Here is a 26,435-nt window from a genome sequence, read left to right as displayed (position 1 = left end):
CAGTTAGTAGCCCTTAAATAAATAAGCGTCTGTCTTTCATGTTTATGATGCAACAGAAACCTGGTTTCGTCCTGCATCTTTTGCCTGATAAAGGGCTCTGTCAGCATCCTTAATTGCCTGATCATAGTCAGAGTCGTCAGCAAAGACAGTGGTAACCCCCAGGCTGATAGTGAGTGGAATCCTTTTGCCTCCACTCAGAAAACTTATACTCTCAACGCTCTTGCGCACTCTTTCCGCTATAGGTTTTGCGCCGTTTAAGTCGGTATCAGGGAGTAATAACAGAAACTCTTCGCCGCCATAACGGCCAATGAAGTCATGCGCCCTAATGGTTGAATTTATAGTATGAGCAATCTTTTTGAGAGCTTGATCACCGACAGGGTGTCCGTATTGATCATTTATAGATTTGAAATGATCAACGTCAATCATAACCAGGCTAAAAGTATAAGTAGTCTTACTTGATTGCCGCCTTTGGTTGCGTGAAATTTCTTCCTGAACCGATTCTATAATAACCGGCCTGTTTTTTAGCCCGGTTAATGGGTCTTCAGTCGCCATCTTGTGAAGTTTAACTTGTGCCAGATTTAACTCTTTTGCCGCTACTCTAATGATTAGAAAGCTTAGGCTGAAAACAATAACAAGAACCAACGTTAACGTGATGAGTGACTTTGCTATACCGTCCTGGCTCTTTAGATTACTAAAACTTACATCTTTGTAGACTTCAAAACTGCCAATAATAGATCCCTTGTTATTAACGATCGGAATATAGGTTTCTACGACATTAACATTAAATTTTTTCTCACCGCGAAGGTCTGTGATCTCATCTTTATTCTGTCGATTGGAGCTAACACCTCCTGATAACGCTATCTTCAATCGAGGATTCTGGAGGTCATTCTCACCAATAATCGAATGATCAGTACTGTATACAATTGTGCCATCATCAGAAAAGACCTTGATTTTAATGATTTCAAAAGGAGCCATTGCCTTTTGCATCATTTCATCAAGTTTGTTAAATCCATCTGATGTAACATTCAGGTGCTCTATATGCTGATCATCAGGAGTGATGAGAAGATGTCTTTCAAGTGAAACGATAGCTTCACCAACGCTGATAGCATCATGCTCAGCATCCTCTAAAACATGCTGGCTGTAGAGAAGGGATACAGCGTAACCCGCAACAATTATGATTAATGCTGACGAAATGAGAGAGGTCTTTAATAATAGTTTAAGCAATTTATTTGATGCTTTCTGACCCGTCAAATGCTCAGACATATCGTAACCACTTCAGTGTAAAGTTAGTGTGACAACGCAGCATGTAGCACACTGAAAGTTCATTATGGAATGCCTGATAAAGTATTAATACAAAAAATTACACTCGAGCAGTCTTTCAATGTCTCAATACGAGGATGAAAACAAGTATGAGAAGAAACGCTTATAGAAAGTGAATCCCTTATATCTTTTTACTCAAACGTCAGACACAAAAAAGCCCTGCTAAGAAGCAAGGCTTGATTGGTTTACGTTTATGGTACCAGTGGCCGCTGATTCAGGATCTTGAACCGGCACGCTTTTAAGGGCGGGCTGAGATCTTTTTGAAAGTGAATCCCCTATGTGTTTCCTACCCAAACGTCAGGTACAAAAAAGCCCTGCTAAGAAGCAAGGCTTGATCGAATTACGTTCATGGTACCAGTGGCCCCTGAATCAGGATCTTGAACCGGCACGCTTTTAAGGGCGGGCAAAGACTTTCTGGAAAGTGAATCCCCTATGTCTGATTTACTTACCCAAATTTCAGGCACAAAAAAGCCCCACTATAATAGCGAGGCTTTCTCTAAAACGTTCATGGTACCAGTGGCCGGACTCGAACCGGCACGCTTTTAAGGGCGGGGGATTTTGAATCCCCTATGTCTACCAATTCCATCACACTGGCACAAACGTGGAGCGTATTATACGTCTCGTTTTCGAGCGGTCAATGCGATTAGTGAAATATCATTAAAAAAAAGGGCTTATCAGCGTTCTACGAATGCTCTCTCGATAACGTAGTGCCCTAAATCCCCCCGTCGTGCTTCACTAAAGCCCATTTCGTCCAAAATCCGGGTGGTGTCTTTCAGCATGCTGGGGCTACCGCAGATCATAAATCGGTCGTTCTCAGTGCTCAGCGCCGGAAGCCCCAGATCACCGGTCAGTTTTCCGGAGGTGATCAGATCGGTTAGTCGGCCCTGATTGCGAAAAGGTTCCCGGGTGACGGTTGGATAGTAGATCAGTTTATCGCTGATCATATCGCCAAGATATTCGTTATCGGGGAGATGATCCTGAATTACATCGGCATAGGCCAGTTCTGATAATTGGCGAACCCCGTGAGTCAGGATGACTTTGTCGTATTGCTCATAAATCTCCGGGTCTTTAATAATGCTCATAAACGGAGCTAAACCTGTACCGGTGCTGATTAAGTAGAGATGCTTGCCGGGGAGCAGGTTATCGTTGATCAGCGTGCCTGTCGGCTTACGGCTAATCAGAATCTGATCGCCCACCTGGATGTTTTGGAGTTTTGAGGTCAGCGGACCGTCCTGTACCTTGATGCTGAAAAATTCCAGCTGATCTTCATGGTTAGCACTGGCGATGCTGTAGGCACGCATCAATGGACGACCTTCGTGCTCCAGGCCGATCAGTGTAAAGTGTCCATTCTTGAAACGGAACCCCGGATCGCGGCTTGTGGTAAAGCTGAACAGGCTATCGTTCCAGTGATGTACGCTGAGCACTTCTTCGTGACCGATGTTTGACATGGAACTACCTCAAAAAATATTAGACTGCGTCATGGGTTTATTCAGGCGTTAAAACGACTGCCTATTCCTTAAGTGCATAGTAGGCTGGTGTACTATATTGTTAAAGACGATTATTCGGATAAATATAATCGGAAAAACAGATAATGAAATATACCCTGCGCCAACTGGAAGTGTTTTTAGCGGTCGCTCATTTTGACAATATCACCCGTGCGGCGGACAGCTTGTCGATGTCGCAGTCGGCGGCTAGCGGTGCGTTGCGGGATCTGGAAGATCAGTTTGATATACAGCTGTTTGATCGGGCGGGTAAACGGTTAAAAATTAACGAGCTGGGCCGGTTATTGCGCCCCAGAGCGGAAGCATTGTTAGAGCGTGCGCAGAGCCTGGAGTTAGAGATGGCTCAGCATCAGGTGGTAGGGCAGCTGAAGATCGGTGCCACGATGACGATTGGTAATTATCTGGCGATGGGTTTAATTGCGCGCTACCTGGATGAACAGCCGAAAGCAAAGCTCGACCTTCAGGTAGCTAATACTTCGGCTATCGTGGCCCGGTTGATTAATTTTGATCTGGATATTGGTCTGGTTGAGGGGGAGATTCAGCATCCTGACCTTGAGGTGGTACCCTGGCGACAAGATCAGTTAGAAGTGTTTTGTGCGCCTGATCATCCGCTGGCCGGTAAGCAGCAACTCAGTGATACTGATCTGCTGTCGGCTAGCTGGATTCTTCGTGAGCAGGGGTCAGGCACCCGGCAAGCGTTTGACTGGGCGCTGCATGGGTTATTATCGGGTCTGAATGTTCTGTTGGAACTGGAGCATGCAGAATCGATTAAACGGGCCGTAGCAGAAGGCCTGGGGATCGGTTGTTTATCGAGTATTGCCCTGCGGGAGTCTTTTGAACTGGGGACGCTGGTGCCGTTGCGGGTTGCAGGACGGGATTTCAGTCGACAGCTATATCTGGTGATCAATCGGCATAAGTACCGAAGCGCGGGAATAGAACGATGGATTGAGCTGTGCCATCAGACGTGATGTCTGATTGTGGCAGGACAGAATTATTGGGTGTGTATCCACGCTTTTACAAATTTCTTACAAATTCGTTAATTTCATCTGACTTTTCGCTGTCTGGCTGAGCGTAGAGTAAATACAGCGGTGGCGTTGATCCACTATACTCTCAACTCAGGAATTTGATCATGAACACTCAATCTGACAAGCATATGTTAAGACGAACTATACGGACATTCGGATTTGTTTTACTGAGCCTGCTGCCAGTGCTGGCTCAGGCTAATCAGGTGAATCTGAGTATTAATCTGGCTACCCCGGTGATGGAAGCGGAACGCAGCCATCGGGCGTTTATCAAAGTGTCACTGGAAGGCTTTAAGCAGCAGGATAGGCAAGCACGGATACCGGCCAATGTGGCTATTGTGTTGGATAAATCGGGCTCAATGAGCGGTGAAAAAATTCAGTATGCCCGTGAAGCCGCCATTATGGCGATTAGGCGCCTTGATGAGCGGGATATAGTCTCCGTGGTCAGTTACGATTCCAGGGTGCAAGTGGTGGTGCCAGCAACCCAGGTGCGTGACCAGCGGGCGATATACAATGCCATTCGGGATGTTCGGGCGGATGGTAATACCGCGCTGTTTGCCGGTGTCAGCAAAGGGGCGAATGAGCTGCGCAAGTTTCTGAGTCGGAATAAAGTCAATCGGGTTATTTTGCTGTCCGATGGTTTGGCTAATGTCGGCCCTCAATCTGCGTCTGAGCTAGGTGAGCTGGGCGCTTCGTTAGCGAAAGAAGGCATCAGTGTGACCACTATCGGGCTGGGGTTAGGTTATAACGAAGATCTGATGACCCGTTTGGCGGGCTTTAGTGATGGTAATCACGCGTTTGTTGAAAATGCTGAAGATCTGGCGTCTGTGTTTCAGTATGAATTTGGTGATGTGTTGTCAGTGGTTGCACAGGGGGTAAATATTGAGATTAATTGCCGCAACGGTGTAAAGCCTGTTCGTCTGTTGGGACGGGAAAGCGAGATCATTGGTAACCGGGTCACAACCCGATTGAATCAGTTGTATAGCGAGCAGGAAAAATTCGTTATTCTTGAGGTAGAAGTACCTGAGCAGCAGGCTGAAACAGAGATTGAACTGGTATCTGTGAATGTTCATTACGATAATCTTCTGACCCAGAACCAGGAACAACTGGCGGGTCAGAGTGTTGCTCGTTTTAGCCGTTCGCAACTGGAAGTGACGGCTGCCCGGGATGACAAAGCGCTTGAAGCGGCGGTTGAACAGGTGGCAAATGAGTATAGTCGTGATGCGATTGAAGCTCGGGATAGTGGTGATCTGGAAGGCGCAAAGAAAATCCTTCAGGATAGCGCATCATACCTGGGAGCTCAGGCTAGATCGCTGAATTCGCCACGCTTGCAAGAGCAGGAAGAGGAAGCCCTGCAGGATGCGCAAGCGCTGGAATCTGATCAGGATTGGAATAAGCAACGTAAAGAGTTGAAAGCTCGACAGTATAAGCGGGCAACTCAACAGACGTATTAATACGCGTGTAAAAAAGAGCGTGACCGGGGATGAACTAAGGCGTTCAATCTTCGAGTCACACCACCGGAAGGACCTGTGAAAAGACGAACACCACTATTTCTCGCAATCATTATCGCTCTGCCTCTGTTGTTGCTGACCTGGTTTGGTGTGCGTTTGCAACTGGATCAACAGCAGGTTGTTGCCCATCAGTTAAGCAACCTGGTAACCGGCCGGTTACAGAGTATTGATTCACAATTTCAGGAGCATTTCTTTCTGCTGCAGCAACGCTTTATGCGCCAGGCAGAAACGTTACAGCAGGAAACAGCGGGGCAGTATACGGTTGAAAGCGTGCGCCGGTTTATTGATCGCTCTGCTGCGGTAAAGCAGGTGTTCGTCTTATCTGCTACCGGAGAGCGTCGCTTTCCTCCATCAGATCAGCCGTTGAATCAGCAAGAGCAGAATTTTGTCGAGTTAACTCGTAACCTTTTACGAGATCCCGAGCGCTTTACAATGCCGACCCTGGATCCGGTCGGTATTCCGAGTGCCATTAGCCAAGATTACTCCGGTGCGAATAAGAGGGAGTTACAGAGCGCCAGATTAAGCGACTCGGTTTCTCAGAAATCCCGATACAGTCCTGATATTTCAGTTCAGGCGTTGTCTGAATCAACAGCATTGAGTGCGCCTGAACGGCCTCATGGCTGGATCGCCTGGTATGCAGAAGCGGGTTTGCAACAGATCTTCTGGTTGCAGGATAGCGATGGCAATACCGTTGGCTTTGCACTGAATTCCGCCCGATTGTTATCAGATCTGATTAACCTGTTACCTTCCAGTTCAGTGACCGCTGTTGATAAGGGAATGGCTACCGAGCTGGAAATGAACAGTGAAATTCGGTTGGTGAATGATCGGGGTGATATCGTCTACAGCTGGGGAGGCGATCTGGTTACGGGAAGCGATCAAAAACCGTTACAAACGGTGCCTTTAAACCACCCGTTAGCGAGTTGGCACTTGGCATATTATGCTGCCGAACCACCGGTGGTAATCACCGGTTGGCTGGGGTTGATTGTATTGTTAGTGTTGTTGGCTGGGGGGTTATCGACACTGGCTTATCTCTTATATCGCGAGCACAGCCGGGAGTTAAGAGAAGCCGAACAGCGGGTGAATTTTGTCAATCAGGTCTCCCATGAGCTGAAAACACCGCTCACTAATGTGCGTCTGTATACGGAGATGTTAGAAGGGGAAATTACTGATGATGAGCCGGTTGCGCAGCGTTATCTGGGTGTGATCGGTAGTGAAGCGGGGCGGTTGTCGCGCCTGATCGAAAATGTGCTGAGCTTCTCACGGGCCAGGCGGGAAGGTGTCAGCGTTCGCTATCAGCAAGGGATTATTGATAACTATATCAGTCAGGTTGTTGAGCTGTTTACGCCGGTATTAAAGGCGCGAAATTTAAGGATACGTTTTACCGCTAACGCTTCCCAACTATGCCGTTTTGACAGTGAGGCACTGGAGCAGATTCTTAATAACCTGCTGAGTAATTGTGAAAAATATGCTGCTGAGGGGCAGTTTGTAGATATCAGTAGCTGGCAAGAGGGTGAGCCAGATCGTTTATGTAGTTTTATCCGGGTCAGAGATTTTGGCCCCGGTGTGTCGGTAGGTGAGTCGGAAAAGCTGTTTGAACCTTTCTACCGTGGCAGCGATGAACTGACGGAAGGGGTGAGTGGCACGGGGATTGGATTAGGCTTGGCGAGAGAGCTGGCCAGAGCGCATCAGGGAGAACTGGCTGTGGAACCTTGTTCCTCTGACGTGCCGGGAGCCCGTTTTTTACTAAAATTGGCTACGCCAGCTACCTTGCTAACTGATAAGCCGGATAGGAAATCGGATGATTAGACGGAAGAGTTATGAAACTGTTAATTGCTGAAGATGATTTGCATATCCGTCAGGGACTGGCGACGCTCTTAGGATCTGAAGGCTATGAATGTATAGAAGCGGCTGATGGTGACCAGGCCTGGCTGCTTTATCAACAGCATGAGCCTGATCTGGTGTTGTTGGATATTATGATGCCGAAACAGGATGGTTATTCGGTTTGTCGTCGTATTCGTCAACAGGATGAGCGGCTACCGGTGATCTTTATTACCGCAAAATCTGAAGAGATTGATCAGGTGTTGGGGCTTGAACTGGGGGCTGATGACTATATCAAAAAGCCTTTTGGCAGTCGTGAAGTCGTCGCCCGGATACGGGCGGTAACAAGGCGGTTTTTGCGCCCGGCAGCGGGTGTTGGTGAAAATGATAATTTTGTGATGGATGATCTGCAGATCAGGCCGTCTGAGTTACGGGCATTAAGAGATCAACAGGTGTTTGAGTTAAGTCTGAGGGATTTGAAAATATTACGTTTGCTCTTTGAACAGCGCGGCAAGGTGGTGGATCGTGATGCGTTGTTTAATCATTGCTGGGGGCGGGATTACTATGCCAACAGCCGTACGCTGGACCAGCATATATCTAAACTGCGTAAAGTCATCGAACTGGATGCCAAAGCGCCTCGTATTATCACCACTGTTCATGGGATCGGTTATAGATTCGATTGTTAGTGTTGCGCTATCAGCACTACCTGTAGCATTAAGAGGAATCACCGTCGATTCCTCTTAGCTACTTTGTGTTACTTCTTTTCCTGTTGAGCCTCACGAAGCTGTTGCTTCAATTCACGACGAGTCTCGCTGGTCTCTTTTGCATCGGCTCCCAGATGAGCATCGCCGCGTAGCTGAGCTAGTTTCATCTGCTTTTGCCGTTCTTCAAAACGCTGACGTTGCGCTTTGCTTTGACTGTCATAACAGCTTGGGCAGCTGACACCAGCCTGGTACTGATCACTTTTCATCTGCTCAGCAGTGAGGGGCAGGCGACAGGCATGGCACTGATCGTAGCTACCTTTTTCTAACTGATGGTTGACGGTGACCCGGTTATCAAAGACGAAGCATTCGCCTTCCCACAGGGAATCTTCCTGAGGGACTTCTTCCAGATATTTAAGAATTCCACCTTCCAGATGGTAAACCTCATCAAAGCCCTGTTCTTTAAGATACGCCGTAGACTTTTCGCAACGAATACCACCGGTACAGAACATTGCAACTTTACGGTTCTTTTCGGGGTCCAGGTTGTCTTTAACATATTGAGGAAATTCCCGGAAAGTATCGGTAACCGGATTGATCGCATCCTTAAAAGTACCTACCTGTACTTCATAATCATTACGGGTATCTACCAGGACGACTTCTGGGTCAGAGATGAGGGCATTCCACTCTTTGGGTTTGACGTAGGTGCCGACAACACGTTTAGGGTCTATACCCTCAACGCCCATGGTGACGATCTCTTTTTTTAGCTTAACTTTGGTACGGTGAAAAGGGTTGCTGTCATCGAGGGATTCTTTGTAAACAATATCCTCAAGACGGGGGTCACTCTGCAGCCACTTAAGCAGCGTATCGATGCCCGCACGGCTTCCGGCGACGGTGCCATTAATACCTTCACGGGCTAGTAGCAGCGTGCCGCGTACGCCGTTACTCTGCATGACGTTATGCAGCGGTTCACGTAGCGATTCAAAATCTTCCAGCGCGACAAATTTATACATCGCACAGACAATAGTTTTAGACATCTGTATTCCTCAGCCGATCGGAGCGTAATTCCGGAGCCTGGTGGGTAGTTAACTTATAGATACTTACGGAAGGGGCGCTATTGTACTTGGATTTAGACGTCAGGAAGACAGACAAACAGTAAGGGTAATTATAAGTGAAATTGAGAGGTTATTGACATATATATTCATCTAACAGGGGTCGGTCATGACCTGCATCAATGCGAGGAAAAAGGTGTAACCAAACTGACAGATTTAGCGTTTTTTATATTAGCGCTTTGAGTACTTATGAACTTAGCTATAGGTAAAGGATTAATAAAAATGGACAGGGAAATAGTCCGTACATTTCACTCAGATTGAGGGTTCATACATGCGTAGATTTATTAAAACTCCTGTTGGCTTTGTAGGTTCGCTGGTAATCCTTGGTGGGGTGTTGGGTACGACTTTAAGTACCGCTGTACAGGCTGCAAACGAGACGTTAACCAGTGTCAGGACTGACATGACAATTACACTGGACGGGTTGGCTGATAGTGCCTGGGATAACGCGTCTGAATTGAGCATTACGCTCGATAATCTGCCTTACAAAGCGAATAACTATGGCGGTATGAGTAGTGTCGATGTGACAATGAAGTCGCTCTATGATGATAATTTTGTTTATTTTCTTATGCAGTACGACGATCCGACTAAAAGCCTTGCCCGCTATCCATGGGTAAAACAGGAAGATGGTTCCTGGAAGCAGCTTAAGGGTAAAGATCAGACCGGCCATGACAATGTTTATTATGAAGATAAACTGGCTCTTTTCTGGAATATTAATGCCCGGGGTTTTGCGAAAAAAGGCTGTGATGTTGCCTGTCATATGCAGAATGATGAAGGGAAAATTAACGGTTTTGATCAGCGGGGTAAAGCGCCGGGGCGTAAATATACCCGCGAAGGCCAGACGATCGATATGTGGCATTGGAAAAGTGTGCGTATGAATCCTCTGGGGCTTATCGATGATCAGTTTGTGGATAGTGTGAAAGATCCCGCAGTGAATAAAAACTGGGGACGTCATGGTGACAGTAAAACCGGCGGGGGTTACGTCAATAATATGAATGCTGATAAGACCGGTCCTGCTTTTATGAATCGTAGTCAGGGTAATGTCGATGGTTATACGATTACGCCATCACAGAAAACGCCTTTTGTGGATACCTTTAAACCCGGTGATCAGATTCCAGGCATTATGTCTGAAGCGTTTACCGGTTCCCGGGGGGATATCTGGGCTAAAGGTGACTGGAAAGATGGTAAGTGGACCGTTGAAATTAAACGGGCTCTGGTGACTACCGGTGATAAGGCTGAGATTCAGGACGTACAGTTCAGTGATCTGAGTAAAGCGTATAGCTTCGGTATTTCGGTATTTGATAATTCTCAGATCAATCACTTGTATCACGATGGTGTTTACGATTTGGTCTTCAAATAACAGAGCTGTAGATAGCACTGATGATTCAAATAATCAGGTGAACTCTTTCCCCGCCAGGGGAAAGAGTATTCCTGTCTTGCACAGTTATCTATCAAGGAACGGTCTATGCGCATCGATTCACTTAATTTCTCTGCAAAGCTGGGACTTTCAGGTTTTCTGATTACGGTTATATTGGGGGCGCTGAGCGCGGTCACCCTGATCGGTTTGCTCTACTCGAAGCATAACAGCGGCTTTAATATTCCAGACATGGATAAAGTACAATCCCACTACAGTGATTCAGCACTTGTTTCTTCAATGAAAGGCTCGATGTACGAATATGTTGCTGAGGATGGCGACATTGATGTGATAGCTAAATGGATCGCTGATGGGGCAAAAGACGATGCTTTCTTTAAAGAGGAGGTGCTGTATATCCTCGAAGAGGATTGCCAGAAATGTCATAGTCGGAAATCACAGATGACAAAGGCCATTACCTCCATGCCCTTTAGTAGCTATGACGATATAGTGAAATATACCGAGGGTGGCTATAGCTGGACCAAAATGGCAAAGACAGCCCATATTCACCTCTTTGGTATCGCGGTCTTTCTGGTGATAGTGTCGATGGTGATGGCGTTTAGTAGTTATGTCGCCTGGATAAAGGTTCTGCTTATTTCAGCAGGCTGGCTCGCTTTGTGGCTGGATATAGCTTCCTGGTGGCTGGCGAAATTCTCCAGTGTCTTTGCTTATGTAATATCGGTAGCCGGAGGTGTTGAAATTGGTGCTGTATGCGCGATGAGCGGCCTCTGTTTATTGAATCTTTGGTTCAGGTTACCAGATGCGGTTCTGGAATCTTCAGAGCAATCGCCCGAATAGCTTTAAGCAACAGAGGACGGGAAAGGTGTCGGCGGATTATTAAGGTTGGCCGATGCTCTTTCCCGTTTTATATGATCAGTCCTGCTTATTTACCTGGCAGTAGTCACCTGCCGTTCTTTTCATCCCATCGCTGCGCGCATTTTTCATCCTTTTGTCGCGGGTAATATAGCTGAAATTTCATAGTAGATCGGGTAGGATACGCACCCTTTTGTCGGCTGGGCCCCCGTTGGTGTCTCCGCTTTGGCTATATAATTGAGCTTCAGGTTAAGTTTCGCTATGCAGGTTAAAGATTTTCATTTTGATCTCCCCGATGAGCTGATCGCCCGCTATCCTTTGGAAAAACGCAGCGATAGCCGGCTGTTCTGCGTTGATGGCGACAGTGGTGAATTTCAGCACCGGCAGTTTTTTGATGTGCTGGATATGCTTGAGCCGGGTGATCTGGTGGTATTCAACAATACCCGAGTGATTCCGGCACGGATGTTTGGGCAGAAAGCGTCGGGGGGTAAAATCGAAGTGTTGATCGAACGAGTGCTGGATGAGTGTTCTGCTCTGGCGCATGTTCGTTCCAGTCGGTCACCGAAACCGGGTGCTGAATTGACCTTTGAGGGCGGTTTAACTGCGACGATGGTTGCCCGTCATGATGATCTGTTCGAGCTTAAATTTGATCTGGCAGAGGGGCACTTAGTTGAAGCGTTAGAGCAGTTCGGGCACATGCCGTTACCGCCTTATATGAAACGTGAAGATGAGTTGTCAGACAGAGAACGCTATCAGACGGTCTATAACGAAAAACCGGGCGCGGTTGCAGCGCCTACTGCCGGTCTGCATTTTGACGATGAGTTGTTCGCAAAACTAGAAAACAAGGGAATAAATAAAGCCTTTGTGACTCTGCATGTAGGTGCAGGTACTTTTCGGCCGGTGAAGGTCGATAATATTCAGGATCATAAGATGCATGCTGAATATATCGAAGTGTCTGAAGAGGTCTGTCAGGCAGTACGGGAGACTCAGGCACGGGGCAATCGTGTACTGGCCGTGGGCACCACCTCCGTACGCTGTCTTGAAACAGCGAGTAAAGGGGGGCAGATTGAGCCCTTCTTTGGTGATACTGATATTTTTATCTTTCCAGGCTATCAGTTTCGTACTGTTGATCTGTTGATAACTAACTTTCATCTGCCTGAGTCGACGCTTTTAATGCTGGTGTCGGCGTTTGCCGGTTATGAGCATATGATGGCGGCATATAAAGAAGCTGTAGCGCAGCGGTATCGTTTCTTTAGTTATGGCGACGCTATGTTTCTGACAAAGAAAAAGCTTAAGTAACAACGGCGTCGGAATCGAAAAAACAGAAAGTAGCCTTTAATTTATTCAAATCAGCCTTATATAGAGTAGAGATTACTACTCTGATGGCGAACTCCTTTTTTAGGAAACTGATTTTAGGACAGCGTGTGACTAGAGAATGTTTTATGAAGTTTGAGCGAATAGCGACCGATGGCAAAGCCCGTCGCGCCCGTTTGAGCTTTCCCCGAGGGGATGTGGAAACGCCGGCCTTTATGCCGGTAGGTACCTATGGCACGGTTAAGGGGATGTTGCCGAAAGATATTGAGGCAATTGGGGCCCATATTATTCTGGGTAATACCTTTCACCTGATGTTGCGCCCTGGGACCGAGGTCGTTAAAGCCCACGGTGATCTGCATGACTTTATGAACTGGAAAGGTCCTATTCTGACTGACTCCGGTGGCTTTCAGGTGTTCAGCCTGGGAGCGATGCGCAAGATCACTGAAGCGGGGGTTCATTTTCAGTCGCCGGTAAATGGCTCCAAGGTATTTATGGGGCCGGAAGAGTCGATGCAGGTACAGAAAGACCTGGGCTCTGACATTGTGATGATCTTCGATGAGTGTACGCCTTACCCGGCAACGGAAGTTGAAGCGGCTGATTCGATGCGGTTGTCACTGCGTTGGGCGAAGCGTTCTAAAGATGCCCATGGCGACAGTCCTTCAGCACTGTTTGGTATCGTGCAGGGTGGCATGTATCCACATCTGCGGGATGAATCGATCGAAGGTTTGAATGAGATCGATTTCGATGGCTATGCCATTGGCGGTTTGTCAGTAGGGGAGCCGAAAGAAGAGATGGTCAAAGTGCTTGATCATCTGGCGCATAAAATGCCTGAAGATAAACCCCGCTATTTAATGGGTGTGGGTAAGCCGGAAGATATTGTTGAGGGGGTGCGTCGCGGTGTGGATATGTTCGATTGCGTAATGCCGACCCGTAACGCCCGAAATGGTCACTTGTTTACCCGTAATGGCGTGGTAAAACTGCGTAACTCGGCGAACAAGACTGATACCCGACCGTTAGATGAGCAGTGTAGTTGCTATACCTGCCAGAATTTTAGCCGTGCATATCTGCACCATCTTGATAAGTGTAAGGAGATCGTTGGCTCACAGCTGAATACGATCCATAACCTGCATTATTATCAGGAAGTTATGGCCGGATTGCGTCAGGCCATTGAACAGGGTAAATTGGACGACTTTGTTGACCAGTTCTACCATCTTAAGGGGATGGAAGTACCGCCTCTTAACGTTGAAGTTTGACTTTAATTTATTGATTTTACTAAGTATTAGGAGAAGCCTTGATGAGCTTTTTTATCTCTCCAGCATATGCTGAAGCAGCTGCCGGACCGGGTGGTATGGATCCAAGTATGTTCAATCTGATTTTTCTGGTTGGCTTCGGTCTTATCTTTTACATGTTTATGTGGCGCCCACAGGCGAAGCGTGCGAAAGAGCATAAAGCACTGCTAGGCGGACTGACTAAAGGTGATGAAGTAATCACCGCAGGTGGTCTGATTGGCAAAGTAGTACGTCTGAATGATGACTACATTGTCCTGAGCGTAAATGACACTACTGAGCTGACTTTCCAGAAAACTCATGTGAGTGCTGCGCTGCCAAAAGGCACTATTAAAGAGATCTAGTAACAATCTCATAACAAAACGCCACTCTCGTGGCGTTTTTTTGATTTGTTTTATGTAGGGACAGAGCGCCATGCTCAATAAATATCCACTGTGGAAAAATGCGCTGATAATTCTGATACTGCTGATTGGTGGTATCTATGCTGCGCCTAACCTTTACCCTGATGATTATGCTGTTCAGCTTTCCGGAGCCCGGGAGTCGAACATTGTAAACCAGCCGTTGCTGGATCAGGTAAAGCAGTCGCTGACGCAAGCACAGGTCAGCTTCAAGCAAGATGAACTGACAGATAAGGGTGGCTTGATTCGTTTCCCTGACAGCCGGACACAGCTTGAGGCTAAAGAGGTTATCAGTCGTACCCTGGGTGATGACTACGTGGTGGCTCTGAACCTGGCACCGACTACACCAGACTGGTTGAGTTCACTGGGCGCGGGCCCAATGAAGCTAGGCCTTGATCTGCGCGGTGGTGTGCACTTCCTGTTGGAGGTGGATATGGTGTCTGCCGTGACTCAGCGTCTTGATGTCTATGTCAGCGAGATCAAAACTAAGTTACGCACCGAAAAACTGCGTTACCGTGCAGTAACCCATCGTGAAGATGGCAGTCTGGAATTGAAATTCTCCAAGTCAGACGTGCGTGATGAAGCGCTAAGCTTGCTGCGGAAAGATTACACTGAGTTTCTGATCGATTCGGAAGATCGTGAAAATGCGTTCTACCTGTCTATCAACCTGGCTGAGAGCAAGGTCCGTGAAATTGAAGATTATGCTATCAAGCAAAACCTGACCACACTGCGTAACCGGGTTAATGAGCTGGGTGTTGCTGAGCCGTTAGTTCAGCGTCAGGGGCGTAATCGAATAGTGGTTCAGCTCCCGGGTATTCAGGATGCTGCCGCGGCGAAGCGGATCATTGGTAAGACGGCGAACCTTGAGTTCCGTCTGGAAGCCAAAACCGATGCTTCCCGTGCGACCACCGAAACTTATCCGTTCCGTGATGAGAACCGTCGCCCGAATAAAGGCACACTGGAAAAAGATATTATCATCACCGGTTCCAGTGTCTCTAATGCGCAATCATCCTTTGATGAGACTGGGCAGCCGCAGGTTAATATCTCGCTGGATGCTAAAGGCGGTCAGCTAATGAACCGCACCACCCGGAATGCGATTAAGCGCCGGATGGCTGTACTCTTTGTTGAGCATAAGAGCCGTACGCTATATGAGACAGTGGATGGTGAACAGGTTGCTAAGCGAATTCCTTATGTAGAAAAACGGATTATCTCTCTGGCGACTATTCAGAGTGTGCTGGGATCTAGTTTCCGGATTACCGGGCTGGACAGCGCCACTGAGTCTTCCGAACTGGCATTGTTGTTGCGCGCTGGTGCTTTGGCTGCGCCGATCTACTTTGTTGAAGAGCGTACCGTAGGGCCAAGTCTGGGTGAACAGAATATCGAGCTGGGTGTCTTCTCAGTCCAAATTGGTTTTGTTCTGGTGTTGCTGTTTATGCTGGCGTATTACCGGGTGTTTGGTGTGTTGGCGAATATTGCCTTGACGCTAAACCTGGTGATGTTGCTGGCAGTGATGTCACTGCTGTCGGCTACGCTGACTCTGCCGGGTATTGCGGGTATTGTGCTGACGGTCGGTATGGCGGTGGATGCGAACGTTCTGATCTTCTCCCGAATACGGGAGGAATTGAAAAACGGTTTGCCTGCGCAGTCGGCGATCAGTGCCGGTTTTGACCGGGCATTTACCACTATCTTTGACGCCAACATCACCACTTTGCTGGCGGCAGTGATTTTGTTTGCCATGGGATCGGGGCCGGTCAAAGGCTTCGCGATTACCTTGTCGGTCGGTATTCTGACCTCCATGTTCACGGCTATTATGGTTACCCGTATGCTGGTTAACCTGACATACGGCGGTCGTGCAGTGAAGAAACTGTCGATCTGACGGAGTAGAGTAAGATGACGACTCAAAAAATATATAACTTTATGGGGCTGCGTAAGATCGCAGCCGGATTGTCGATTGCTTTGCTGTTGATTTCGATCGCATCATTGGCGATCAACGGGCTGAAGTTCGGGCTGGATTTTACCGGTGGTTCGCTTATCGAAGTAGGCTTTGAGCAAGAGCCAGATCTCAATGGTCTGCGTGATAAGCTGCAGAGTGCGGGCTATGACGATGCTGTGGTGCAAACCTTTGGTTCGCCGGTCGATATCCTGATTCGTATGGGTGTAGCCCATGATCCAAAGCTGGGTGATCAGGTGTTACAAACACTGCAATCCGGTGAGGCTCAGGAGCTGACGCTTCGTCGTAATGAGTATGTAGGTGCTCAGGTCGGTGAAGAGCTGCGAGAACAGGGCGGCCTGGGAATGCTGCTGGCGCTGTTTATGGTGATGGTCTACGTAGCTTTTCGTTTCCAGCTGAAGTTTTCCGTAGGTGCGGTGACAGCGCTGGCACACGATGTGCTGATTGTGCTGGGTGTCTTTTCTGTCTTGCAGCTTGATTTTGATCTGACAGTACTGGCAGCACTGCTGGCGGTTATTGGTTATTCGCTTAACGATACTATTGTTGTGTCTGACCGTATTCGCGAGAATTTCCGCAAGCTGCGCAAGAGTGATTCAGTAGAGATTATGAATGTCTCTCTGAGTCAGACTCTGGGGCGGACATTGGTGACCTCGTTGACCACCTTGCTGGTGCTGATGGCGCTGGCTATCTTTGGTGGTGAGATGATTCACGGATTTGCCATTGCGCTGTTGATCGGTGTGTGTGTGGGTACTTACTCATCTATCTATGTGGCGGCCAATGCGCTGATCATGCTGGGTATCTGTAAGGAAGACCTGATGCCCCCCGAGAAGCCTGAAGGCGATGAAGTTGACGAAATGCCTTAAGCGTATTTTGCTCTTTAAAAAACCGGCTGATAGCCGGTTTTTTGCTAATAGTACTACCTGTGATTTGCTAGATACTTTCTTGTCGGTTATATGCCGCAGGCCGCCTCGGGTAAAACACTCCAGATTAAGCAGTTGTTGGAGTATAGTTATCCTAAATCTATATAACAGAAGATGATGAATGTCTGATTCCAAAAACTTTTCTGAAGATCCCCATGCCGTTCGTGAAGCGGAAAAATATGACCGACCTATCGCTAGCCGGGAGCTGATTATGCAGCTGCTGGATGAGCAGGGTGAGCCATTGACGCGTCCACAGTTAGAAGTATTACTGGAGATTGCTGATGAGGAGAGCTCTGAAGCATTGCGTCGTCGTTTGCGAGCGATGGAGCGTGATGGTCAGCTGATGCGTAACCGTAAGGCTCAATATGTTTTATTGAGTAAGCTGGATCTGGTTGCGGGCCGGATTATGGGGCATCGGGATGGTTTTGGTTTTCTGATTCCGGACGAAGCGGGTGATGATATTTTCCTCTCTGCCCGGGAGATGCGTCAGGTTTTTGATGGTGACCGGGTGTTGGTCCGCGCAACGGGGCAGGATCGTAAAGGACGGACAGAGGGTGTGATCGTCGAGGTGCTTGAACGCAAAACCCGTAAGCTGGTGGGGCGCTTTCAGGGTCAGGGTGGGTTTGGTTATATGACCCCGGAAAATCAGCGTATCACCAATGATATCCAGATCATGCCGGACCCGGATAGCGGTTTGAAATACAGGCAGGGGCAGTTAGTGGTGGTTGAGCTGATTACGCCGCCATCTAAGCGTGCTAAAGCGACCGCCCGGGTAACCGAAGTGCTGGGTGATCACATGGCAGCAGGGATGGAGATCAAGGTTGCTATTCATAACTACGATATCCCTAATGAATGGACCGATGCCATTCGTCAGGAGGTCAGTGAGTTTGGTCCTGATGTACCTGACTCAGCGGTTAAAAATCGCGTTGATCTGAGAGAGCTGCCCTTAGTCACTATCGATGGAGAGGATGCTAAAGATTTTGATGACGCGGTTTACTGCGAGCCTAAACGATCTGGAGGCTGGCGCCTCTGGGTAGCGATTGCTGATGTATCAGCCTACGTGCATCCGGCCAGTGAATTGGATGTTGAAGCGCACAAGCGTGGTAACTCGGTTTATTTTCCTGAGTTCGTCGTGCCGATGCTACCGGAGATGCTGTCTAACGGCCTTTGCTCTCTGAATCCTGATGTTAATCGTCTGGCGATGGTGTGTGAAATGACCATCAGCGCCAGTGGCAATATGAGTGGTTATCAGTTTTATGAAGCGGTGATTCGTTCAAAAGCCCGGCTAACCTATACCAAGGTTGGCGCGATGCTGCAGGAGCCTGATTCCGATTTCGGTAAAGAGATGCGTCAGCAGTACACTGGCGTACTGCCGCATATTGAGCACCTGAATGATCTTTATCGGGCTTTGAAAAAAGCCAGAGAGGAGCGGGGGGCGATTGACTTCGATACCACCGAAACCCGCATTATGTTCAGCGAAGAACGCAAAATCGAAAAGATAATCCCTGTGGTGCGTAACGATGCGCATAAGATCATCGAAGAGTGCATGCTGTGCGCTAACGTAGCGACAGCTAAGATGTTACAAAAGCTGAAACAGCCGGCGTTATTCAGGGTTCATGATGGACCTAAAGAATCTAAATTAATTAATCTGCGAACATATCTGGGGCCTTTGGGGTTGAGTCTGGGGGGCGGTGAAGAGCCGACACCGCAGGATTATCAGGCGCTGACAGAGTCGTTAGAGGGGCGGATGGATAAGCATGTTATTCAGATAATGATGCTTCGTTCCATGTCTCAGGCGGTATACAGTCCTGAGCATAAGGGGCATTTTGGTTTGAATTATCCGGCTTATACGCATTTTACTTCGCCAATTCGTCGTTACCCTGATCTGCTGGTGCACCGGGCTATCCGTGGTTTGATTCACTCAGGCAACGATAGTCGTCATTTGGTTCGGCCCGATGACTTTTTGCCGAATAAGAAATACCACTACAACTACACGATGGAGCAGGTGGTTGAGCTGGGGGAACACTGCTCAATGACTGAGCGTCGGGCGGATGATGCGACCCGGGATGTGATGGCCTGGTTGAAGTGTGAGTATATGCAGGATTGTGTCGGTGATGAGTTTGCCGGAGTGATCTCAGCAGTAACCGGCTTTGGTGTATTTGTTGAGCTGGAAGAGGTCTATGTTGAAGGGTTGATTCACATTTCAGCGCTGCCCGGTGATTACTATCAGTTTGATGCGCCGCGTCAGCGTTTACAGGGTGAGCGGACCGGTAAATCATTCCGTTTGGGTGACCGGGTCAAGGTACAAGTGGTTCGGGTCGATCTGGATGATCGGAAGATTGATTTTGAGTTGGTTAAACAGTTGAATGCTGCGGATAAGCAACCGACTGGCGCTGATGGCGAGGTTAAACGGCTGAGTAAGCGGGAGATGTTGCGTAAAGGCAAGATCCAGATGGCCGAGCTGGAAAGCCAGCAGGGGCGAAAGCCAGGGCGTTCTAAGCACGGATCGGCTAAACCGGCGTCAGCTCGATCGGGCGCTAAAAGTGGCCCTTCACGAAAGCGTACTGACTCTGATTCGCCTTGGGGTAAAGCGCCTGATAGCGGGGCTTCTGGAGAGCGAGCAACAGCAGGCAGGCCTCCGCGTAAACGTGGTGCTGGCGCTAAGTCCGAGCAGGCTTCTAGGCAAAAGCCTGAAGCGAAGCCTGATAATGGCGGGAAGACTCGTTTGAGTGAGTCCGAGCTGGAAGTTATTCGGCTGTCGAAGAAACAATCGAAAGGATTAAGTAATAGAGCTAAAAAACGGAAGTTGAAGAAGTTGCGGGGGAAGTCATCGCATAAGTCATAGTGCGGGAGTTCTTCTTGCTGAGTAAGAAATGAAGACAGGTATCATCGGGAGATGGTGCCTGTTTTTTTGTTTCTGATGGTTTAGTTAAGATTAGTTTTACTAATGATCAAAAAACAGTCACTAGTCGATTTTTTTGAATGGAAAGGGTTGCATATCCGTATGATTCAGCTGTTTGGGTTTAGGCTGTAGCGCTAATAGGAATGTCGTATTAGCAATTTACAATATGTTGTTTTTACAGGTTTTTTCAGGAGTAGTTGTTGTTTAGGTGTTTCAATTAACGATTGAGAAATAATGTGCTACAAGTCGCTTAATTGTTTGAACTTTGGTTGTTTTTTGTCCATAATCCTGTAGTAATAAAAGTAGTCTGTGCTGCTAATAATTCTAATAAACTAAGCTATGGACGCTGCCTCTCTTGCATGGTTGCTGATGAGAGGTGCCTCAGGATGAGGCTGGGGGGGAAATCATGGTTAATAATAAGTTAACCCGCGCTTTCGTGAGTGCGGGTTTGTGTTCTCTATTGCTTTGTTCGACTCAGTCGCACGCAGAAGATCTGCTTCAACTCTATCATGCCGCGTTAGACGGTGATCCACAGTTAAAGGCTGCTCAATTTAATCATCAGGCGAGTCAGGAAGTTGTTACTCAGGCCTGGTCAGGTTATCGCCCAAAGGTCACGCTTGATTATGAGCAAGTTCAGAATACACAGAAAATTCTAAGCAGCGATAACACTGTTTATGGTGGTGGTAATACATCTTTTCCTTCAACCACCTGGACTATTGAAATAACCCAGCCCATCTTTCGTTATGCCAATTACGTCCGTATTGGTCAATCTAAATCAGAGTTGCTTCAAGCCGATGCAGAGCTAATCAATGCTCAGCAGGAAATGATCCTGCGTGTATCAGAATCCTACATGAAAGCACTTTCAGCAAAGGATGAGCGTGACTTTATTCAGTCTGAATTGAGCTCTGCAAGACAGCATCTTAAGCAAGCTAAAGGGCGAGAAAGTGCGGCCGTTGGTCGTAAGGTGGATCGTTACGATGCGGAGGCGCGGGTAGCCACGGTTGAAGCTGATTATGCCGCTGCTGATATCGCTTTACGCGATGCTTATGAAGCTCTCTATGAAATGACAGGTCTGGATCTTAATAGTATTGCTGAGTTGAGGGCTGAGATTGATCTGGTTCTTCCTGTACCAGCGGATGAGCAGTACTGGCTTAAGAATGCGATGACGAATAACCCTGCCTTGGTGGCTCAGCGTGAAGCTGTGAATGTCGCTCAAAAAGAGATTAAGCGTCAAAATGCGGGGCATTATCCCACACTGGATGCTGTTTTTAGAAACCACAACGAAGATGTTGGCGGTTCTCTTTTTGGTGGGGCCAGTGAAGTAGAAACTCAAGAAATGATCTTGCGCTTTAATCTGCCAATTTATTCAGGTGGATCGGTAAGTTCTCAAAAGCGGCAAGCTGTTGCGCGTTACCACAGTGCGGAACAGGAATTGACACGGATTATGCGTGAATCACGTCGTCAGTCTCGCGAAAATTATTGGGGTGTGGTGAATTCTGTTAAGCGTGTTAATGCGTTTAAAAAAGCGGTTGAAGCACAGCAGGCGACGCTTGATCTGCGTCGGGCTGCTTATGATGCCCGCTTGGAAACAGCGATTAGTGTGCTGGATGCTGAAAGGGATTTCTATTCTGCAAAACGGGATTTGTCTCGTGCCAAATATGATTACCTGATAAATGGTTTGCGCCTGAAAGCTTTGGTAGGTGTGTTGACTCAGGATGATCTGATGCTAGTGAACAACTGGCTCCAAGAGTAACTCTATTAGTTTTATTTTTCTGTTTTTGCCTGACTCCAGGTAAGAGCATAGCAGTTGTATATAACGCGGGGGCGTTGCTATGAGCAAGTTTTTTGGTAAGGGTAAAAAGGCGCGTAAGGCGTCAAAGAAAAAACAGAATCTTCAGCTAGAGGCATTAGAAAATCGGGTGCTTCTTTCGGCCGATTTAGGCATTACCGCGAATGATCTTCAGCAACCGGAAGGTACGGAGGTTATAGAGTCAGAACTACAGCTGGATACGCTAAGCGCAGGTGAGTTTGAGCCTCAAACTATTGCGGTTGACGATTCGCTTACACGATTGGCTGAAGGGCTTGTTGCTGAAGCTGATGCAGCGCTGGCTGAAGAGCCTACAGAAGTAGAAGAGACCGCGGCGACTGAAGCCACTGATCAAGTTACAGAACTATCCCCCGAGTTGCTGTACTTAGCCCAGTTGGTTCAGGCTAAAGAGATCGTTATTCTGGATGCCGCCGTTCCGCAGCTAGAATCAGTAGTAAGTGAACTGTTTAATAGTTCTGAAAAAGATGTAAAACAGATTGTTGACGTGGTTAATGGTGGTGATGTTAATCTGCAGCTGACGGCTTCCCCCGCCGCTGATAGCGCAGATTCAGAACAGCCTGCTACTGCGTTAATTGGTCTCTCTGTTGAAGAGCAGATCCGTTTCAACGCTGATCGTGATGTAAAAGTATTCGTATTGGATGCTGAGCAAGACGGTATAGAGCAGATCAGTTCAATTCTTGATTATTTTAATGATGTTGCTGCGATTCACTTGTTAAGCCATGGTTCGGCGGGTGCTTTGTTCCTGGGTAATACTCAGTTAAATAATCAGCAATTACGCCAGAGCCAACAACAGCTAAAACGTTGGGGTAATGCCCTGGCAGCCGATGGCGATCTGTTGTTGTATGGCTGTGATGTTGCTGCCGATGCTGAGGGTATCGCTTTTATTGAGCAGTTATCAGTGCTTACGGGCGCGGATGTGGCTGCATCTAATGATGACACCGGCAACGCATCGGGTGCTGACTGGGATCTTGAGCAGTCAGTGGGTCAGATCGAAACGTCTGCCTTTATCAGTGATGCGATGCTGGGGTCTCTGGATACTACAGGTACTGATGGTAACGATACTGTCCAGCTGATTAGTGGTACTGCTACAGGTCTTAAAGGTGATGACGTATATAAAATCACCTCTACAACGCTACCGACTGCAAAAATTACGGTAACTGAAAGCAAAGCTGCAGGCAACGATACCCTTGACCTGTCCGCTATAAATGAAGCGCTGACGATTACAATAAAATCCGGTAATCGGATTGATGTGAGTAACGCTTCAGGCGTGAAAATATCGGCAACAAATGTTGAAAATATTATTGGTGGTAAGCAGGGCGATACTTTCATCGTTGAGAAAGGTGCAACGCTTAAGGGTTACATCGATGGAGGGCTTGGAACTAATATACTGAAGTACACCTCTGCGTCGAATGCGTATACAAGTGATGCGGCAATTGATTTCTCTGTAGGTACTGCTGATACAACAGGACGCGCTTCTTCTATCGATGGCTTTGCTGTGGGTGGAGTGAAAAATATTCAGCAGGCAGTTGGAGGCAAGGGTGACGACATCCTGCGAGGCAGTGATAGTGCCGATAACCTGACCGGCGGTTTGGGTGCGGATGATCTGTACGGTGGTGACGGTGCTGATACGCTTGTCGGTGGCGCTGGTGATGATACCTACCACTTTTCAGGTACTGCCTGGGGTGGAGATACCATCACAGAGCTGCTGAATGGCGGTTCTGATGCGCTGAGTTTCAAAACTATCACTTCGGCTTTGAATTATTCAATTGCCAGTACCGGTATTACGATTACCGGTAGCGGGCAGACTCTGTCCAGTGTGGATAACATTGAAAAGTTGATAGCGGGTAAAGGTGCTAATACTTTTACTTTTGCTAACAGTTGGGCAACTAAGACAGTCGTAGACGCAACTATCGGTGCGACAGTCGATCTGAATTTTGCAGCGGTTTCCACTGACCTTTATTTCACCATAAAGAAGAATGGTACCGTTGAGGTGGCAGATGTAGCCACTCGTACTGGTGGTCATCGCGCCATTGTTGAGTTTGTCGATAATATTATCGCAGGTACCGGAACCAACTATTTTATTTTCGAGGCTGGCGCGAACCTGCCGGGTAATATCACCGGCGGAACAGGCACTAATGTTCTTGATTACAGTAAGTTTAATCAGACCGTTGACCTGATTAATTCAACGGCTATTCCGGGCGTTACTGGAACGGTTACAGCTACGGGCAGTGGTGTATTTGAAGTTGTTGGTAGTACAAAACAAGACCTGCTAGATGTGGCAACAGGCGGCACTACTTTGTCGGGAATGGGTGGCGATGATTACCTGATCGGAGATGCGAGTGCAGATACGCTGGTCGGTGGTAAAGGCAATGATGTTATTACCGGTGCCGGGGGTATTGATGCCTTGGTTGGTAATCAGGGCGATGATACTTACTACGTCTCAGATGCCTGGGGCACGGATACTATAACGGAGCTGCGTAAAGAGGGTAGTGACACTATCAGCTTTGCCGGAATGGAGGCTCAGACTTCCCCCGTTGTTGGTGCTATCGCTGCTGCGACCAGTGATTTGACGCTGGCGATTAGTTCTGCTGCTTTGACAGTAACGGGAGGGTCGAACACTTTAACGGCGGCGACCGATAGCTTCCCGTATATTGAGAAACTGATTGGCGGTGAAGGTAATAATAGTTATACATTTGCTAATAATTGGGGCAAAGGTACAGCGTCTGGTAAAACCTACTACGCCAATAAAATTACCATTGATGATACCAATACGGCTGTAGCGAAGAGTGGAACACTTAACTTTTCAGCGGTGACGAGCGATCTGGTCTTTACTTTGACGGAAAGTGCAGGTGTGACCACGGTAACTGTGACTACTGTTGTGGATGGTAAACAGTATAAAGTTATTGCTACGGGTATAGAGAATATTACTGGCGGTACCGGCAAAAATACCTTTGTATTTAAAGGCGCAGCGACTGTGCCTGGTGTACTCACCGGTTATAGCGGTGCGGGTTCTGCAATCTTAGATTTTTCTGATTATGCTTCAGCCGTCAATGTTAGTCTGTCTGCTGCGAGTAATGTCGATGCTGCAACTGCGAATAGCAGTACTCTGATTAAGACGATTACCAATGTTAATGATCTGATCGGTAGTGACTTTGCCGATACCCTGACCGGTGATGGTGAGGTGAACACCATTGAGGGTGGAGATGGAATCGATACCATCAGTGGTGAAGGTGGCGCAGATATCCTTAAAGGTGGTGCCGGTGATGATGTGATGACTGGTGGCGCTGGTAACGATACCCTGATTGGGGGTAGCGGCGCCGATGATATGCAGGGTGGGCTGAATGATGATACCTATTCGGAAGATTCCAGCTGGGTGAGTTTAGGGCTGGGTAAAACCGATACTATTATTGATAATGACGGTAATAATATCCTTGATCTCTCCGCTATCAATAAAGACCTTCAGGTTACTTTTGCAGCGCCATCTTCAGGAACAGGTACTAATGTATCCGTCGCTGTTGAGCTGCCCATCGCAACAAAAAATAAGATAAATATCTCAGGAGCAGATGCTAACTGGGATATCAAGACCGGCGGTGGAGACGAGACCGTTACTGTAACCTCAGGGGCTTTGTTTAATGGCGACCTTGATACAGGAGCAGGGGTTAATACGCTCGATTACTATAATGGCACAGATGGTAGTAACGGTTATAAGACTGCCGTAACGGTTGATCTGTCGGCAGATCAGGCGACTGGTTTTGGGGTTATTACTGGTATTCGGGATGTTTATGGTTCTGATACTGACGGTGGAGACACTCTGACAGGTGATGATCAGAACAATACTTTCTTTGTTGGCCGTTGGACTGATGCTTCCGGTAACGAACACACCATTGATGGTGGAACCGGTGATAATACCGTTAGCTTCGATAACTTTAGCGCTGTTGATCTGTATGTTGATCTGTCGGTCTTAGATGCTGGGAATACCTTTAGTTCGGCATATAAAGACAATGACACTGGCAATCTTATCGCCAAACTCAGCAATATTGTTAACCTGATAGGTGGCGGCGGTGCTGACCAGTTAATAGGTGATGACAACGCTAACCGCCTTGAGGGTGGTGCGGGTGCTGATATCCTTGAAGGTGGGCTTGAGAACGATGTTTTGGTTGGCGGTGGTGATAACGATACCCTGCGTGGCGGTGACGGCGATGATACCTATCTGTTTGCCTCAGGTTGGGGGCAGGATGATATTGAAGAGGCCCTGGATAAAGGCAAAGATGTACTAGATTTTGCCGGTGTTGCTGAAAATATTACCGTTAATATTGGTCGCCAGAATGCTAATGCAATCGACATTGATGCCGCGGTTAAAAATGCGATCAGTATTTCTGATGGAGGGGTTGGTGCAGCTGAGAATAAGGTAGATCTCGCTGCGGCGACAGGTGGAGATAGCCGTTCACAGGGCTTCAATGTAGAAAAATTCACCGGCCTGAAAGAGACTGATGCGCTGGAACAGGCGAATGTAACTCTGACAGCCGATATGCAGGATCAGTTGATTGCGGGTCTTGAAGCGTTTAAAGGTGTGGTTGAAAATGCCGCAACGTTGACTGAACTGACCAGCCTGCTTGACTTCCAGGTCCCTCT

At 47.7% G+C, this 26,435-nt stretch carries 17 protein-coding genes and 1 tRNA gene (1 of these 18 running past the window's edge); 14 read left to right on the top strand and 4 right to left on the bottom strand.

Annotation, left to right across the window (positions count from 1 at the left end; all coding sequences use genetic code 11):
• Nucleotides 1–42 precede the first annotated feature (42 nt).
• The 3 genes from AMJAP_RS15540 to AMJAP_RS15530 all read right to left on the bottom strand — a co-directional run bounded on the left by AMJAP_RS15540 (nt 43) and on the right by AMJAP_RS15530 (nt 2,768).
• On the bottom strand, nt 43–1,263 hold the full coding sequence (locus AMJAP_RS15540; RefSeq protein WP_019623033.1) for a GGDEF domain-containing protein: 1,221 nt from the start codon (nt 1,261–1,263) through the stop codon (nt 43–45).
• Nucleotides 1,264–1,828: 565 nt separating this feature from the next.
• Nucleotides 1,829–1,915, bottom strand: a tRNA-Leu gene (locus tag AMJAP_RS15535).
• A gap of 79 nt (nt 1,916–1,994) precedes the next feature.
• On the bottom strand, nt 1,995–2,768 hold the full coding sequence (locus AMJAP_RS15530; protein WP_019623032.1) for a ferredoxin--NADP reductase: 774 nt from the start codon (nt 2,766–2,768) through the stop codon (nt 1,995–1,997).
• Between the two features lie 143 nt (nt 2,769–2,911).
• On the opposite strand from AMJAP_RS15530, the gene AMJAP_RS15525 reads away from it, so the two are divergent.
• From AMJAP_RS15525 to AMJAP_RS15510, 4 genes are all read left to right on the top strand, one after another.
• Nucleotides 2,912–3,790, top strand: coding sequence for a LysR family transcriptional regulator (locus tag AMJAP_RS15525; protein WP_019623031.1), 879 nt, complete (start codon nt 2,912–2,914; stop codon nt 3,788–3,790).
• Between the two features lie 161 nt (nt 3,791–3,951).
• Entirely contained in the window at nt 3,952–5,298 is a 1,347-nt protein-coding gene (locus AMJAP_RS15520; protein ID WP_019623030.1) for a vWA domain-containing protein, read from the top strand.
• Between the two features lie 75 nt (nt 5,299–5,373).
• Nucleotides 5,374–7,161 (top strand): sensor histidine kinase, encoded by a 1,788-nt coding sequence (locus AMJAP_RS15515; RefSeq protein WP_019623029.1) that lies wholly within the window; start codon nt 5,374–5,376, stop codon nt 7,159–7,161.
• Between the two features lie 11 nt (nt 7,162–7,172).
• Nucleotides 7,173–7,859 (top strand): response regulator transcription factor, encoded by a 687-nt coding sequence (locus AMJAP_RS15510; protein ID WP_019623028.1) that lies wholly within the window; start codon nt 7,173–7,175, stop codon nt 7,857–7,859.
• Between the two features lie 68 nt (nt 7,860–7,927).
• Here the strand turns inward: AMJAP_RS15510 and trhO are convergent, their stop codons facing one another.
• A complete protein-coding gene (gene trhO / locus AMJAP_RS15505) occupies nt 7,928–8,908 on the bottom strand; it encodes an oxygen-dependent tRNA uridine(34) hydroxylase TrhO (RefSeq protein ID WP_019623027.1) in 981 nt (326 codons plus the stop codon).
• A gap of 346 nt (nt 8,909–9,254) precedes the next feature.
• Between trhO and AMJAP_RS15500 the strand changes: the two genes are divergently transcribed.
• The 10 genes from AMJAP_RS15500 to AMJAP_RS15455 form a co-directional block, all read left to right on the top strand.
• Nucleotides 9,255–10,340 carry an ethylbenzene dehydrogenase-related protein gene (locus tag AMJAP_RS15500; RefSeq protein ID WP_019623026.1) on the top strand — a complete coding sequence of 362 codons (1,086 nt, stop codon included), beginning with the start codon at nt 9,255–9,257 and terminating at the stop codon, nt 10,338–10,340.
• A 105-nt stretch (nt 10,341–10,445) separates the two neighbouring features.
• Complete coding sequence (locus AMJAP_RS15495) at nt 10,446–11,189, top strand: hypothetical protein (RefSeq protein ID WP_019623025.1); 744 nt, start codon at nt 10,446–10,448, stop codon at nt 11,187–11,189.
• 276 nt (nt 11,190–11,465) lie between these two features.
• Nucleotides 11,466–12,503: a tRNA preQ1(34) S-adenosylmethionine ribosyltransferase-isomerase QueA gene (queA, locus tag AMJAP_RS15490; protein WP_019623024.1), complete on the top strand. Its 1,038-nt coding sequence runs from the start codon at nt 11,466–11,468 to the stop codon at nt 12,501–12,503.
• 143 nt (nt 12,504–12,646) lie between these two features.
• Complete coding sequence (gene tgt / locus AMJAP_RS15485) at nt 12,647–13,771, top strand: tRNA guanosine(34) transglycosylase Tgt (RefSeq protein WP_019623023.1); 1,125 nt, start codon at nt 12,647–12,649, stop codon at nt 13,769–13,771.
• A gap of 41 nt (nt 13,772–13,812) precedes the next feature.
• Entirely contained in the window at nt 13,813–14,148 is a 336-nt protein-coding gene (yajC, locus tag AMJAP_RS15480) for a preprotein translocase subunit YajC (RefSeq protein WP_019623022.1), read from the top strand.
• A 70-nt stretch (nt 14,149–14,218) separates the two neighbouring features.
• Nucleotides 14,219–16,078 (top strand): protein translocase subunit SecD, encoded by a 1,860-nt coding sequence (gene secD / locus AMJAP_RS15475; RefSeq protein WP_019623021.1) that lies wholly within the window; start codon nt 14,219–14,221, stop codon nt 16,076–16,078.
• Nucleotides 16,079–16,092: 14 nt separating this feature from the next.
• Nucleotides 16,093–17,016: a protein translocase subunit SecF gene (gene secF, locus AMJAP_RS15470; RefSeq protein WP_019623020.1), complete on the top strand. Its 924-nt coding sequence runs from the start codon at nt 16,093–16,095 to the stop codon at nt 17,014–17,016.
• A gap of 178 nt (nt 17,017–17,194) precedes the next feature.
• A complete protein-coding gene (gene rnr / locus AMJAP_RS15465; RefSeq protein ID WP_019623019.1) occupies nt 17,195–19,918 on the top strand; it encodes a ribonuclease R in 2,724 nt (907 codons plus the stop codon).
• A 463-nt stretch (nt 19,919–20,381) separates the two neighbouring features.
• Entirely contained in the window at nt 20,382–21,728 is a 1,347-nt protein-coding gene (locus AMJAP_RS15460) for a TolC family outer membrane protein (protein WP_019623018.1), read from the top strand.
• A 79-nt stretch (nt 21,729–21,807) separates the two neighbouring features.
• A protein-coding gene (locus AMJAP_RS15455; RefSeq protein WP_201356390.1) for a DUF4347 domain-containing protein crosses the window boundary here: on the top strand, nt 21,808–26,435 show its 5' end (the start). Its footprint extends 25,000 nt past the window's final position; the window shows 4,628 of its 29,628 coding nt (coding positions 1–4,628); the start codon lies at nt 21,808–21,810; its stop codon lies beyond the right edge, outside the window.

The organism is Amphritea japonica ATCC BAA-1530, assembly GCF_016592435.1.
In the GTDB taxonomy this organism is placed as follows: Bacteria; Pseudomonadota; Gammaproteobacteria; order Pseudomonadales; family Balneatricaceae; genus Amphritea; species Amphritea japonica.
The sequence above is the reverse complement of the archived record's forward strand: the minus strand, read 5'-3'. Positions and strand labels throughout refer to the sequence as shown.

Bases quoted from the DNA above. Each gene is read 5' to 3' on its own strand.
- AMJAP_RS15540 (WP_019623033.1), bottom strand. From the start codon at position 1,263: ATGTCTGAGCATTTGACGGGTCAGAAAGCATCAAATAAATTGCTTAAA.
- AMJAP_RS15530 (WP_019623032.1), bottom strand. From the start codon at position 2,768: ATGTCAAACATCGGTCACGAAGAAGTGCTCAGCGTACATCACTGGAAC.
- AMJAP_RS15525 (WP_019623031.1), top strand. From the start codon at position 2,912: ATGAAATATACCCTGCGCCAACTGGAAGTGTTTTTAGCGGTCGCTCAT.
- AMJAP_RS15520 (WP_019623030.1), top strand. From the start codon at position 3,952: ATGAACACTCAATCTGACAAGCATATGTTAAGACGAACTATACGGACA.
- AMJAP_RS15510 (WP_019623028.1), top strand. From the start codon at position 7,173: ATGAAACTGTTAATTGCTGAAGATGATTTGCATATCCGTCAGGGACTG.
- trhO (WP_019623027.1), bottom strand. From the start codon at position 8,908: ATGTCTAAAACTATTGTCTGTGCGATGTATAAATTTGTCGCGCTGGAA.
- AMJAP_RS15500 (WP_019623026.1), top strand. From the start codon at position 9,255: ATGCGTAGATTTATTAAAACTCCTGTTGGCTTTGTAGGTTCGCTGGTA.
- AMJAP_RS15495 (WP_019623025.1), top strand. From the start codon at position 10,446: ATGCGCATCGATTCACTTAATTTCTCTGCAAAGCTGGGACTTTCAGGT.
- queA (WP_019623024.1), top strand. From the start codon at position 11,466: ATGCAGGTTAAAGATTTTCATTTTGATCTCCCCGATGAGCTGATCGCC.
- tgt (WP_019623023.1), top strand. From the start codon at position 12,647: ATGAAGTTTGAGCGAATAGCGACCGATGGCAAAGCCCGTCGCGCCCGT.
- yajC (WP_019623022.1), top strand. From the start codon at position 13,813: ATGAGCTTTTTTATCTCTCCAGCATATGCTGAAGCAGCTGCCGGACCG.
- secD (WP_019623021.1), top strand. From the start codon at position 14,219: ATGCTCAATAAATATCCACTGTGGAAAAATGCGCTGATAATTCTGATA.
- secF (WP_019623020.1), top strand. From the start codon at position 16,093: ATGACGACTCAAAAAATATATAACTTTATGGGGCTGCGTAAGATCGCA.
- rnr (WP_019623019.1), top strand. From the start codon at position 17,195: ATGTCTGATTCCAAAAACTTTTCTGAAGATCCCCATGCCGTTCGTGAA.
- AMJAP_RS15460 (WP_019623018.1), top strand. From the start codon at position 20,382: ATGGTTAATAATAAGTTAACCCGCGCTTTCGTGAGTGCGGGTTTGTGT.